This window comes from Natrinema sp. CGMCC1.2065, from assembly GCF_051225675.1.
In the GTDB taxonomy this organism is placed as follows: domain Archaea; phylum Halobacteriota; class Halobacteria; order Halobacteriales; family Natrialbaceae; genus Natrinema; species Natrinema thermotolerans.
Genome location: NZ_JBPJSJ010000015.1, coordinates 92,294 through 104,610, shown reverse-complemented (window position 1 = coordinate 104,610; position 12,317 = coordinate 92,294). Strand labels below are relative to the sequence as shown.

At 67.9% G+C, this 12,317-nt stretch carries 13 protein-coding genes; all 13 read left to right on the top strand.

The window, feature by feature from the left end; genetic code table 11:
* On the top strand, window positions 1–792 hold a 792-nt coding region (locus ACSBP4_RS15230; protein WP_435552708.1), incomplete at its 5' end, for a beta-ribofuranosylaminobenzene 5'-phosphate synthase family protein.
* A 215-nt stretch (window positions 793–1,007) separates the two neighbouring features.
* Complete coding sequence (locus tag ACSBP4_RS15225) at window positions 1,008–1,844, top strand: RAD55 family ATPase (RefSeq protein WP_006650778.1); 837 nt, start codon at window positions 1,008–1,010, stop codon at window positions 1,842–1,844.
* 67 nt (window positions 1,845–1,911) lie between these two features.
* Window positions 1,912–2,136 carry a hypothetical protein gene (locus ACSBP4_RS15220; protein WP_435552707.1) on the top strand — a complete coding sequence of 75 codons (225 nt, stop codon included), beginning with the start codon at window positions 1,912–1,914 and terminating at the stop codon, window positions 2,134–2,136.
* The gene (locus ACSBP4_RS15215) at window positions 2,129–2,653 is read left to right on the top strand and encodes a hypothetical protein (RefSeq protein ID WP_435552706.1); all 525 of its coding nucleotides are present in this window, start codon (window positions 2,129–2,131) and stop codon (window positions 2,651–2,653) included. The genes ACSBP4_RS15220 and ACSBP4_RS15215 overlap by 8 nt, the downstream gene beginning before the upstream one ends.
* A gap of 48 nt (window positions 2,654–2,701) precedes the next feature.
* Window positions 2,702–3,031, top strand: coding sequence for a transcription factor S (locus ACSBP4_RS15210; protein ID WP_006180664.1), 330 nt, complete (start codon window positions 2,702–2,704; stop codon window positions 3,029–3,031).
* Between the two features lie 96 nt (window positions 3,032–3,127).
* A complete protein-coding gene (locus ACSBP4_RS15205; RefSeq protein ID WP_435552705.1) occupies window positions 3,128–3,859 on the top strand; it encodes an N-acetyltransferase family protein in 732 nt (243 codons plus the stop codon).
* An 81-nt stretch (window positions 3,860–3,940) separates the two neighbouring features.
* On the top strand, window positions 3,941–5,251 hold the full coding sequence (locus ACSBP4_RS15200; protein ID WP_049966740.1) for a DNA polymerase Y family protein: 1,311 nt from the start codon (window positions 3,941–3,943) through the stop codon (window positions 5,249–5,251).
* Window positions 5,252–5,395: 144 nt separating this feature from the next.
* Window positions 5,396–6,706 carry a J domain-containing protein gene (locus ACSBP4_RS15195; protein WP_435552704.1) on the top strand — a complete coding sequence of 437 codons (1,311 nt, stop codon included), beginning with the start codon at window positions 5,396–5,398 and terminating at the stop codon, window positions 6,704–6,706.
* 90 nt (window positions 6,707–6,796) lie between these two features.
* Window positions 6,797–7,318 (top strand): helix-turn-helix domain-containing protein, encoded by a 522-nt coding sequence (locus ACSBP4_RS15190; protein WP_049905944.1) that lies wholly within the window; start codon window positions 6,797–6,799, stop codon window positions 7,316–7,318.
* Between the two features lie 77 nt (window positions 7,319–7,395).
* Window positions 7,396–8,262 carry an alanyl-tRNA editing protein gene (locus ACSBP4_RS15185; RefSeq protein ID WP_435552703.1) on the top strand — a complete coding sequence of 289 codons (867 nt, stop codon included), beginning with the start codon at window positions 7,396–7,398 and terminating at the stop codon, window positions 8,260–8,262.
* A 638-nt stretch (window positions 8,263–8,900) separates the two neighbouring features.
* Window positions 8,901–9,692 carry a PQQ-binding-like beta-propeller repeat protein gene (locus ACSBP4_RS15180; protein WP_435552702.1) on the top strand — a complete coding sequence of 264 codons (792 nt, stop codon included), beginning with the start codon at window positions 8,901–8,903 and terminating at the stop codon, window positions 9,690–9,692.
* A gap of 94 nt (window positions 9,693–9,786) precedes the next feature.
* A complete protein-coding gene (locus ACSBP4_RS15175; RefSeq protein WP_435552701.1) occupies window positions 9,787–11,025 on the top strand; it encodes a mandelate racemase/muconate lactonizing enzyme family protein in 1,239 nt (412 codons plus the stop codon).
* A gap of 46 nt (window positions 11,026–11,071) precedes the next feature.
* A complete protein-coding gene (locus ACSBP4_RS15170; protein ID WP_435552699.1) occupies window positions 11,072–12,247 on the top strand; it encodes a S1C family serine protease in 1,176 nt (391 codons plus the stop codon).
* Window positions 12,248–12,317 lie beyond the last annotated feature (70 nt).

Below are 12,317 nucleotides of genomic sequence, written 5' to 3'. Positions count from 1 at the left end.
GGTGCCGTCAGCCACGAGGCCGGCGATCGCTCGCCTACTGGACTGCCGCGCCACGTCGGCCTCGGGAGCGGCACCCAACTCGCGCTGGCAGTGCTGACGGCGACGGCACGGGCCCACGGACTCGAGCCGCGGGTCCGCGAGAACGCGCCCGCGATGGGGCGGGGCGGCCGCAGCGGCGTCGGCGTCGCGACCTTCGAGAGTGGCGGGTTCGTCGTCGACGCCGGCCACCCGACGAACCGCTTTACCACGGAGCCGCCGGCGGAAGGCGACTGGACGGTGCCGCCGGTCGTCGCCCGCCACGACCTGCCCGATGACTGGCGCTTTCTGGTCGTCGTCCCCGACGCCGAGCCCGGCCGCAGCGGCGACGACGAGGACGAGAGCATGCGCGCGGTCGTCGAGCGGGCCGACCCCGCGATCGCCGACGAGATCGCCGGCGTCGTCACCCGGAAACTGCTGCCCGCCGCGGCCGGCGGCAGCCTCGAGCCCTTCGGCGAGGCCGTCGCCGAGATCGGCCGCAAGAACGGTGCCTGGTACGCCGACGCACAGGGCGGGGTCTTCCGGCCGCCCGCGGGCGAACTCGTCGACGCGCTCGAGGACTGCCCGGTCCTCTCGGGCGTCGGCCAGTCCTCGTGGGGCCCGGTCGTCTACGGCGTGACCGATACCCCCCACGCCGAGGAGGCTGCGGCCGCGGCTCGGGACGCGCTCGCGGAGCGCGGGCTCGAGGGTCGCGTGATCCTCGCCGAAGCGGCCGAGAGTGGGGCTCGAGTCGAGACGGATGTCGGTCGCCGATAGTGATGGAGATATTGTCACCGCGAGCGAACGAAACCGCGGCGCGTAGCGCCGCGGTAAGACGAGCGGGCCGACGACCGACCTGAAGCGAGTGAAACGAGCGGCAGGGAGGGAGGAGGCTTTTGATCGACCTTTTGCCGAGCGACCGAGCGACGCGAGGGAGCGGAGCGCAAACGGTCGGCCGCAACCGGTAAACGGACGCGAGCAAACGACCCCGTATGGAACGGATGCCGCTCGGCGTCTCGCGGCTCGATCGGATGATCGGTGGCGGCGCGCCAACCGGCAGCGTCGTCTTACTGGCCGGCGAGTCCGGTGCCGGCGCGCGGGAGTTCTGCTACACCAGCGCCGTGCTGAACGGGCTCGTCGAGGCCGACCCCGATCTCTTCGACCTCTACTACGGCGACCTCGCATCCGACGTGACCCTCCCCGAGGACGTCCACTACGTCTCGTTTACCGACGAACCGAGCGCCGTCGTCGACGAGATGCAGTTCGTCATGGACGAGGCCCTCGTCGACGCGGGGATGGACGACGTCCGGTTCGTCGAACTCGCCGAGGAGTACTTCCAGCTGACGCCGGTGCCGACCGACTGGTACGCCGACGGGATGGCCGACATCACCGAACTCGGCAGCCACAACGAACGTACTGACGTCCTCGAGGCGCTGGGCGAGTACCTGACCGACCACGCTACCGACAACCTCGTCGTGATCGACTCGCTCACCGATCTCGTGGCGGCGGCCGATGATCGGCTGAACTGGTCGGACCTGACCGTCCTGCTGAAGGGACTCAAACGCGCCTCACATCGCTGGGGCGGCGTCATCCTCCTGCTGGTCAACGCCGAACTGCTGGGGCCGACGGAACTCGGCCGGCTCAAGGAGGCTACCGATGGCACGCTGCTGTTCGAGTGGGAAAGCGGCGGCTCCGAACGCGCCCGCACCCTCGTCGTCGAGCAGTTCCGGGGCGTCCTCTCCCGGCTCGAGGACGAGGACATCGTCCGCTTCGAGACGGAGATCCACGACGGCGGCTTCGACATCAGCAACGTCCGCAAGATCAGGTGACCGGCGGCGCGGCTCCCCCTCGAGTTCGGACCAACGCTTATACGCTCGATATCCCAAGTACGGACAGATGTCCAGCCGAAACCACGATGAGCGCGCCGTTTCCTTTGCCGTCCCCGACGAAGCCGCCCGGCGCGGCGAGAGTCGTGACGAGATCTGTCGGCGGCTGGTGACCGCTGCGGCCGCGGTCGCGACCGACGACGACCCGACGCCGACGGCCGAATCGATCGACTCGGCAGTGGCGACGCACAACGACGACACCGGCCCCGAGACCGGCGGTGAGTCCGATGACTGACGACACCGGAGACGACGAGAGCGAGTTCGAGATGGATGCCGGAGCTGAATCCGCGGACGACCACGGAAGCGAATCCGCGGACGGAGACGCCGGAATCGAGATCACTCACGACGCGGATGCGGCTCCGCTCGAGTCCGACGATCCCGAATCGGACGACCATGCCGATCCTCCCGATGGCATCGCCTCGACCGTCGCGGAACCGGACGACAGAGTCTCTGAGACGGCCTATTTCGACGACCTATTCGATCGGCAGGACACCGCCGATATCGACGCCGACCGACTCTGGGAGCAACTCGAGGGCGACAATCTGCCGGCACCGACGGACGCGGACGACAGCGAGGTCCGCGAGGTCGACAAGCGAGCCTACTGCCAGGGGTGTGAATACCTCACCGAGCCGCCCGACGTCGCCTGCACCCACGCGGACGCCGAGATCCTGGCGGTGCCGACGATCGAGACGGTCCGGGTCGCGGACTGTCCGTTCGTCCTCGCGGACGAGGCGGGCGACCGGGAGCGGTGACCCGCCGATCTCGAGTGTTTTTGCCGCTCGGGCACGTACCGGCCGGGTATGCAATTCTGCGACGACTGCGGCTCGATGATGAAGGCTCGCGGTGACCGCATGGTCTGTACGAACGACGACTGCGGGGCCTCGAGCGAACGCGACCGCGAGCAGGAAGACGCCTTCGTCACGACGGAGTCCCAGACCGACGACGACGTGATCGAATCCGACGAGAACGCCAACTTCGAGGGGAAACCGAAGGCAAACGACGTGATCTGTGACGAGTGCGGTGCCGAAGAAGCGTGGTACACGCTCAAACAGACCGCGTCGGCCGACGAGCCGCCGACGCGCTTTTTCAAGTGTACCGAGTGCGGGAATCGGTGGCGGGAGTACAACTGACGACGCTACCGGGTCCGTTCGGCGTTTCTGACTGGATTATCGTGCTAATCGACACCAATGGGCAAGGAATAAGCGCCGGTCCCCCGTATCGGTCGTATGGATGCGCTCGAGCGGCCGACGTTTAATTCCGAGGCCAGCCGGCGTCTCTACGAGTGCGTCGAGCGCCACGGGACCGTCGAACGGCACAAACTGCGCGAGATCGTCTCCCTCCCGGTCGAGGAGTTCCAGACCCGTCTCGAGGAGCTAAAGCAGGACGGCTATCTCGCGGAGGACGGCGGGACCCTCCGACTCGCGCTCGAGTTCGGGGCCGTCGAGAAACACGAGTTGGACGAGTTTACCGTCACCGTCCGCCCCGCCAGACAGGACGACTTCGACGGACTGATCGAGACGATCAGGGACGTCACGGCCGAGGACACCTACGTCGTCGCCGAGACGGTCGCCGAACAACTGCTCTACGACGACACCGTCACCAGACACAACGCGATCGAGACCCGCCAGTTCTTCGTCGCGACCGTCGACGGCGCGGTCGTCGGCTGGACGCACCTCGATCTCCACCGGGTCGAACCGGTCCGGGAGGTCGCCCAACAGACCGTCGGCGTCCGCGAGGCCTACCGTGGCCACGGGATCGGGAGTACGCTCCTGCAACGCGGGATCGAGTGGGCCGAGGCCAACGGCTACCGGAAGCTCTACAACAGCGTTCCCGTGGTCAACGACACCGCACTCGAGTTCCTGACCGTCCACGGCTGGGACACCGAGGCGATCCGCAAGGACCACTACACGATCGACGGCGAGTACGTCGATGAGGCGATGATGGCCTACGAGTTGTAGCGGCGTCGATCCGGGCGGACCGCGGCCGCCGACGGCGGGCGCAACGTTCACGTCGGTCCGGACGAATCGACCGGTAGACGAATGTCCGACGGGCCCCGGCTGCCGGGCGTCGAGCGCGAGGCCGACGAGGACCGGATCGTCTGTCACGTCGACGCCGACTGTTTCTACGCCTCCTGCGAGCGGCTGCGCGAGCCCGAACTCCGGGGCGAGCCGGTCGTCGTCGGCATGGGGTACGAACCCGGCGAGACCGTCGGGGCCGTCGCTACCGCCAGCTACGAGGCCCGCGAGTTCGGCGTCGAGAGCGCCCAAGCGATTTCGACGGCCCTCGAGCGGTTGCCCAGACGCGCGGCGCACGAGGTCGGCGACCTCGACGGGGGGACGGACCGCGAGGAGACCGGCCACTACCGCCCCGTCGACATGGACTACTACGAGTCGGTCGCGGCCGACGTCCGGGAGATCCTCCACGACTGCGCGGACGTGGTCCGGGAGGTCAGCATCGACGAGGCCTACCTCGACGTGACCGAGCGGACGGCGTGGGAGGTCGCCGACGGCTTCGCCCGGCACATCAAGGACCGCATCCGCCGGGAAGTCGGCGTGGCCGTCAGCGTCGGCGTCGCGCCGACGATGAGTACGGCCAAGATCGCCAGCGACTTCGACAAACCCGACGGCCTCACCGTCGTCCGACCCGACGAGATCCGCGAGTTTCTCGCCCCGCTCGCGGTCGACCTGCTGCACGGCGTCGGCCCGGTAACGGCCCGCGAGCTTCGGGAGATGGGCCTCGAGACGGCCGGCGACGTGGCGGCGGCCGACCCGGAGCCACTGGTCGAGCGGTTCGGCGAGCGCGGCCGAGAACTGTACGACCGCGCGCGCGGCGACGACGACCGCCGCGTCGAGCCCAAGGGCGACCCCAAGAGTTTCTCGCGGGAGTCCGCCTTCGCCGAGGCCGTCGCGGAACCCGAGCCGAAGTACGACCAGATCGAGACGCTCGCGGCCGCCGTCGCCGACCGCGCCCGCCGGGAGGGCGCGCTGTATCGAACCATCGGCGTCAAGGCGGTCACGCCGCCGTACGACGTCAACACGCGCGAGCGGTCCCTCCCCGGCCCCGTCGACGACCCCGAACTGGTCGACCGCGTCGCGCGCGATCTCTTCACCGAGTTCGAGTCCGAACCCGTCCGCAAGGTCGGCGTCCGCGTCGCCAACCTCGAGTTCGCGGCCGCCGATCAGGCCAGCCTCGAGAGTTGGGAAGGGGGCGGGAACGATGCCGACGGGGGGTCGAACCTCGAGCCGACCGACGACGAATCAACTGCCGACACAACCGACGACGAGCCGGAACCGGGGGCGCTCGGCGGCGATCGCTCGAGCGGACAGTCGTCGCTCGCGGACTTCTCGTGACTGCCCGTCCGCGTCCGATCCGACCGGCGGCGGCCACAACGCACTCGGCGCTCGAGACCGAGCCTCCGCTCGGATCGGCAATAACATTGAAACTATAACCCCTCCCCCACAACTCGGGGACAGACTACACTTCCCTACGCTCATATGACAGAGGACTTCTACGATCTGCTCGAGATCTCGCCCGACGCCGATCAGGACGAGATCAAGGACGCCTACCGCGAGCAGGTCCGTGTCTATCATCCTGACGTGAACGACGACGACCGCGCACAGGCGCAGTTCACCGCAGTCAAGACCGCCTACGACATCCTCGGCGATCCCGTCGAACGACAGGCCTACGACCGACTGGGCCACGAGGACTACGTCGCCAAACGGACCAGTGGCCTCCCCTCACCCGACGTCTGGCAGAGCGACGACGGCGACGACGAGGGAACGGAGGTGAGCTACTCGGAGTCGGAGACGGCCTCCGCGTCGGCGTCGGCCGCCGGCGCGTCGGCGGCCGGCTCCGCGAGCAGTAGCGCCGGGACCTCGAGTCACGGTTCGACGTCGACCTCGAGCGCCGGTAGGAGTGCCACCAACTCGGGTGCCGGAACCGGTGGCGCGACCTCGAGTACGGACACGTCAGCAGCCGGCGCGACGGCCGACGCCTCGAGTGCGACCGCCACCGGAACCGCGACGGGGACCGGCGGCGGGACGGGTTCGGGAACGAGCAATCGAGCCGGCGGGGATACTGCCGGCGGTACCGATCGATCGCGGACGACCGACAGTGACGACGGGTCGACGGCCAATCCGATCGCCGGCTGGTGGCGGCGACAGAACTTCTCGCTGCCGCTGCTCTGGCTGTCGGTGATCGTCTACGCCGCCGGCCTCGTCCAGTACGGACTCGCGAACGAGGGCGCGCTTCGCTCGCTCCGGGCCGAACTGGCCGGGATCGGTACCGACCCGCAAGGGCTCTGGACCGCGCTCTCGGCCGACCGTGGGGGCGTCGAGACGACCGTCGCGTTCATGCGCGGTCTCGAGGTCGTGACCCCGCCCCTCGAGCGGCCGCTGTGGTACGGCGCGCTGGCGGGCGTCGTCGCCCTCGCCGCCCTCGGACTGCTCGTCTCGCGGGTCGTCCGCCGGGAGGAGACCTGGGGACCGGTGACGATCGACGAGACGATCGTCGTCGCGCTGTCGGTGGCGGTGCCGACGACGCTGATCGGCGGCCCGCTGCTTGCCGGTGCGGTCCTCATGCCGCTGCTGTTCGGCGTCGTCGTCCGACACACGCGACGCGGCCCGGGGTGGACGCCGTCGTATCTCTACGTCCTGCCCGTCCTCGCGCCGCTCGCGGCCGTCGGCGCGGCGGCAGCGGGCGTCGCCAGCCTCCCGCTCGACATCGCGGCGGTCGTCGTCCTACCGTTGCTCGGCGGGCTGGGGCTGCCGTTGCGAGCGACGATCAGGAAACGGTTCGGGCGCTGATTGACCGACGGAATCCCCCGCGGCCCGTGTCCGTCGCGACGGCGTGTACGCTACCGAACCGTTGAAATGCGGCAGATGCCAAACGTCCGCATGGCCAAATACTCGACCGGTTCGTCCGGCGGTGGCGGCGGGACGAACTGCGAACTCTGTGGTACCGAGAGCGACTCGCTGACGCTCGCGTCGGTCGCCGGCGCGGAACTCGAGGTCTGTCCTGACTGCGCGCCACACGACGATTCGAAGGCCCACGGCGGGGGAGACCGAAAGCGAAGCGAGCAGGACGCGGGCTCGACCGACGAACCGAACCGCAAGCGGAAGGCGGCCCAGAACGTCGCGAAGGCCAATCCGGTCTGGGACGGCGACTCCGAACACTGGGAGAGCGAGGGTACCAACTACGACGACGACCCCCTTCCCTACCTCGTCTCGGACTACGGCGAGGCCCTCGTCGAGGCCCGACGGGAGGCCGGCCTCCAGCGCGAGGAACTCGCCGAGGAACTCGGCGCACCCGAGAAGGACATCCTCGCGGTCGAACAGGGTCGAGCGACCCAGGCCGGCGTCGGCGGCGGCCTGATCGACGCCCTCGAGGAGCGACTGGACGTGACGCTCGCGGAGTAAGCGACCGGTAGTTTTTCTCGCGTCGGGCGACGGTCTCGGCGGGCAGACTTTTAGTGACCGAGAACCGACTGGAACCGATGACCGGGCAACGGGCGGCGGCGGAGCCGTACGCGACGCGGTTCGAGACCGAGGTGACGTCGATCGACGGGCGACGGGTCTGGCTCGAGCGCAGTCACTTCTTCGGGGCGAGCGCCGGCCAACCGGCCGATAGGGGGACAGTCGCCGCCACCGCGGTCACCGACGTCGAACTGGTCGACGGCGAGCAGGTCCACGTGCTGGCCGACGCCCCCTCGTTTTCGGTCGGCCACCGCGTTCTCTGTTCGGTCGACTGGTCCTTCCGGATGTACTGCATGCGGGCCCACACCGCCAGTCACGTCCTGCTCGGGGTCGCCGACCGACTGCTTCCCGACAGCTCTTATGCCGGCCTCGAGATCGGCCCCGAGACAGTCCGGGTCGACCTCGAGACGGCGGCGACGGTCGACGACGAGCGGTTGCTGGAACTCGACGAGGCGGTCAACCGCGTGGTCTGGGAGTCCCGGCCGGTATCGTGGGACGACGAGCCGGTGTCGGCGGTCCGAGAGCGTGACGCCGTCGTCTTCGACGACCACGCCGACGACGCCGCCGTGGAAGAGGGCCGCGTCCGAACCGTTTCGATCGAGGACGAGAAGGACCGCCAGCGAACGGGTCGATTCACCGCGACGACCGGCTCCCCGGAGCCGTGGGACGCGCGGGCCTGCGGCGGGACCCACGTCCGCAACACCCGCGAGATCGGTCCCGTCACCCTGCTGGGTACCTCGAGTCCCGACGCGGACGTGACCCGGATCGAACTCGCCGTCGGACCGGCGGCGATCGAACGGCGAACGGCCGAAAAGCGGGCCGCCTTCGCCGCGATGGAAGCGACCGACGCCGCCCTCGAGGACGTACCCGACGACCTCGAGTCGTAGCCGATACTGACGTCGCCTGTCGTATTTTCGCTATCATACATGATTAGTAGGATTCAATTGGGACAGTGTGTGACTGAAGCTACAAATAGCTCTGAAACGTTTTTCTCGTTTATACCAACATACGGATATCAGCTATCATGGATCGGTGAGGTAGTATAATAATACTGCACCAGTGATTTTTACTGCCTGATCTTACGTTAGATATGGTCGAAATATCGCGTCGGAGGGCGGCATTACTGCTTGGTGGTGGTAGCGTACTGGGCTACGGAACGCTCGCCATCACAGGTGGCGTCGGTTCGAATGAGCCGTTGCTACCGAACTCCATCCCAGTAGACGGGTGCAGTGAGCGAGCCGCTTGGCCGACGCTCCAGCGCGATCCAAAACGAAATGCTGCCATCGACCAATCGATGAAGCGTCAGCCCGCGTTGCGAAGCGAAGGGGGGCCTGTGAATTCTATTTCGGGACGGGCAATGGTTGTGTGTACCGACGAGTACGTTATTTGGCATCTCGAGCAGGGAAAGACCGTTCATCGGTATCATATACCGTCGGGTAGGGTCGACTCACTCTCGCTGCAATCTCGGTTACGTGTCTATCCGGCAATCCACTGCTCGCTGTTGGGAGTCCACACGAAATCAGCAGTGTACTGGATCGATATCGATGAGTGGAACATCGTCTCGAAGACATCCGCGAGTACACCGCTCATGGACGTGCTTGTTGACGACGACTTCGCCTATCTTCAACTTGGCGGCGGAATCCAGACGTTTGCAGTCGACACGGGCGAGCCGGCGTGGCCGTTCGAACCCGAGTGGACGGCAGTCGGTATCAGCAGCTCGGACGAGAGGGTTTTCGTGATCGACGCTACCGCGGGCGAGGGCGGGACGCTCACTGCCCTCGAGAAGGGAACGGGGGAGATCCGCTGGACGACCGACGTGATCGGCGAAACGTATTCGTCGCCGGTCGTCGGCAACGCCGTCTACGTCCTGAACAACGAGGGAACGCTGTACGCGCTCGAGGCGGAAACCGGCGACCTCGAGTGGCGGGAGCGCGTGACTGACACGCCCGACCGGTATACGATCCCAGCCGTTCGGGACGGGACCGTCTACGTCTCGGACGAGTCCGGCGGACAGACCGTCGCCCTCGACGCCGAAACCGGCGAGCGAACGTGGGAGGCGCCGATCCCACGCGACGACGGAACAGGCGAGTCGTCAACGACGCTGTCGGCCCCTGTCTGTACACCCGAGTCAGTGTTGGTCGGGGCTGCACCCGGTGGACTGGTCGCTCTCTCGCAATCGGACGGCTCCACTCAGTGGCAAGCGTCGTCGCACTCGATCGTCTCGAATCTCGTCATGAACGCGAACGGGGTGTACGCACTCTCGCCCGACGGGGTGGTAGCGGCGACGGACGCCGTTTCGGACGAGTCCAGTACGTGAACCGGCCAGGATACTCCGTCCCGTCCGGCACGACTGCGCAACCCCGCCCACCGCAGGTGACAGTTATTACTACCGTGCGAGTGAACGTCCGACTATGGGAGTCGATTACTCGAGGCTGCACGACCCGAACGCCGAGTACACGATGCGGGACCTCTCGGCGGAGACGATGGGAGTCACGCGCGAGCGCGGCGGCGGTCGGGATGTCGAGATCACTGACGTCCAGACGACGATGGTCGACGGCAACTTCCCGTGGACGCTCGTGCGGGTCTACACGGACGCGGGGATCGTCGGCACCGGCGAGGCCTACTGGGGTGCCGGCGCGCCGGAACTGATCGAGCGGATGACGCCGTTCCTGCAGGGCGAGAACCCGCTGGACATCGACCGACTGACCGAACACCTCGTCCAGAAGATGTCCGGCGAGGGCTCGATCGGCGGCGTCACGGTCACCGCGATTTCGGGCATCGAGGTCGCCCTGCACGATCTGGCCGGCAAGATCCTTGAGGTGCCGGCCTACCAGCTGCTGGGCGGCAAGTACCGCGACGAGGTCCGGGTCTACTGTGACTGCCACACCGAGGAAGAGGCGGATCCGATCGCCTGCGCCGACGAGGCCGAGCGCGTCGTCGAGGAGTTGGGCTACGACGCCCTGAAGTTCGACCTCGACGTGCCAAGCGGCCACGAGAAGGACCGCGCGAACCGCCACCTCCGGGCTCCCGAAATCGAACACAAAGCCTCGATCGTCGAGGCGGTCACCGAGCGCGTCGGCTCGCGCGCCGACGTGGCCTTCGACTGCCACTGGAGTTTCTCCGGCGGCAGCGCCAAGCGGCTCGCGAAGCGCTTGGAGGAGTACGACGTCTGGTGGCTCGAGGACCCCGTGCCGCCGGAGAACCACGACGTGCAACGCGAAATCACGCAGTCGACGACGACGCCGATCACCGTCGGCGAGAACGTCTACCGGAAACACGGCCAGCGCCGCCTGCTCGAGGAGCAGTCCGTCGACATCATCGCGCCCGATATGCCGAAGGTCGGCGGGATGCGCGAAACCCGCAAGATCGCGGATCTGGCGGACATGTACTACGTCCCGGTCGCGATGCACAACGTCGCCTCGCCGGTCGCGACGGTCGCCAGCGCCCACGTCGGCGCGGCCATCTCGAACGCCCTGGCCGTCGAGTACCACTCCTACGAACTCGACTGGTGGGAGGACTTGGTCGAGGAGACTGTCATCGAGGACGGCTCCATCGAGATCCCCGAGGAGCCCGGCCTGGGCGTCACGCTCGACATGGACGCCGTTGCGGAACACGCGGTCGAGGGCGAAGACCTCTTCGACGAGGCCTGACCCTGCTGTTCGGGGCCGATCGGCTGCCCCTGCCGGCTCCCGTTTTATGTCGCTCGTCGGGGTGGCTATCCGCGTGCCATCGAACGAACGGACGCGACGACGGTTCTTGCGGACGGCTGGAACGATCAGCACCATCGCGGCGCTGGGCCTCGGCGGGGCGGGAACCGGCGCTGCACAGGACGACGGCGACTCGAGCGCGGCGGGCGAGGGCCCCGACGTCGACAGCGAGTACGCGGCGGTGTACGAGGAGTCGATCGACTCCGTCGTCCTGGTGTCCGTCGCCGGGACCGGCGGTCCGGGCGGCGGGCGAGGCGGTCTCGGCACCGGGTTCGTCCTCGAGAACGGATACGTCCTGACGAACAACCACGTCGTCGAGGCTGCCAGTGAGGGCGGGATCGAACTCCAGTTCAACAACGGCGAGTGGCGGACGGCCGCCGTCGTCGGTACCGACGTCTACAGCGACCTCGCCGTCCTCGAAGTCGAGGACGTGCCGGATGTCGCCGACGGGCTCTCGCTGGCCGACTTCCGGCCGGTGATCGGGCAGGAAGTCCTCGCCATCGGCAACCCGCTGGGGCTCGACGCCTCCGTCTCACAGGGGATCGTCAGCGGGCTCGATCGGGCGCTTCCCAGCCCGACCGGGTTCTCGATCCCGGCCGCGATCCAGACCGACGCGCCGATCAACCCCGGCAACAGCGGCGGGCCGCTGGTGAGCCTCGACAACGAGGTGCTGGGCGTCGTCTTCGCCGGGGCCGGCCAGACCATCGGCTTCGCGATCTCCGCGCAACTGGCGAACCGCGTCGTCCCCGCGCTCATCGAGGACGGCGACTACGAACATCCCTACATGGGCGTGGGCGTCCGACCGGTCGGCCCGAGCGTCGCCGAGGAAATCGGCCTCGAGGAGGCGACCGGCGTGCTGGTCGCCGAGGTCGTCCCGAACTCCCCCGCGGACGGCGTCCTCGAGCCGGCGGTAACGGGACGGCCCGGGACCGGCGACGTGATCGTCGCCATCGAGGGGACGCCGATCCCCACGCAGGACCAACTCTCCTCGTATCTCGCGCTCGAGGCGTCGCCGGACGAGACGGTCGAGGTCGAGATCGTCCGCGACGGCGAGCGGGGGACCGTCGAACTGACGCTTGGCTCCCGGCCGGAGCCGGAACGGCAGCGGCCCCCGATTCCGGGCGGTCCGGGCCCGGGCGAGCGACCGCCGGGCCCCCGGCCCTGATCGCCGTTGATCTTGGTCACAAAAACCGGCACGTCCCGGTTACTGCCGTTTCCGACCCGCTTTCGTCGCG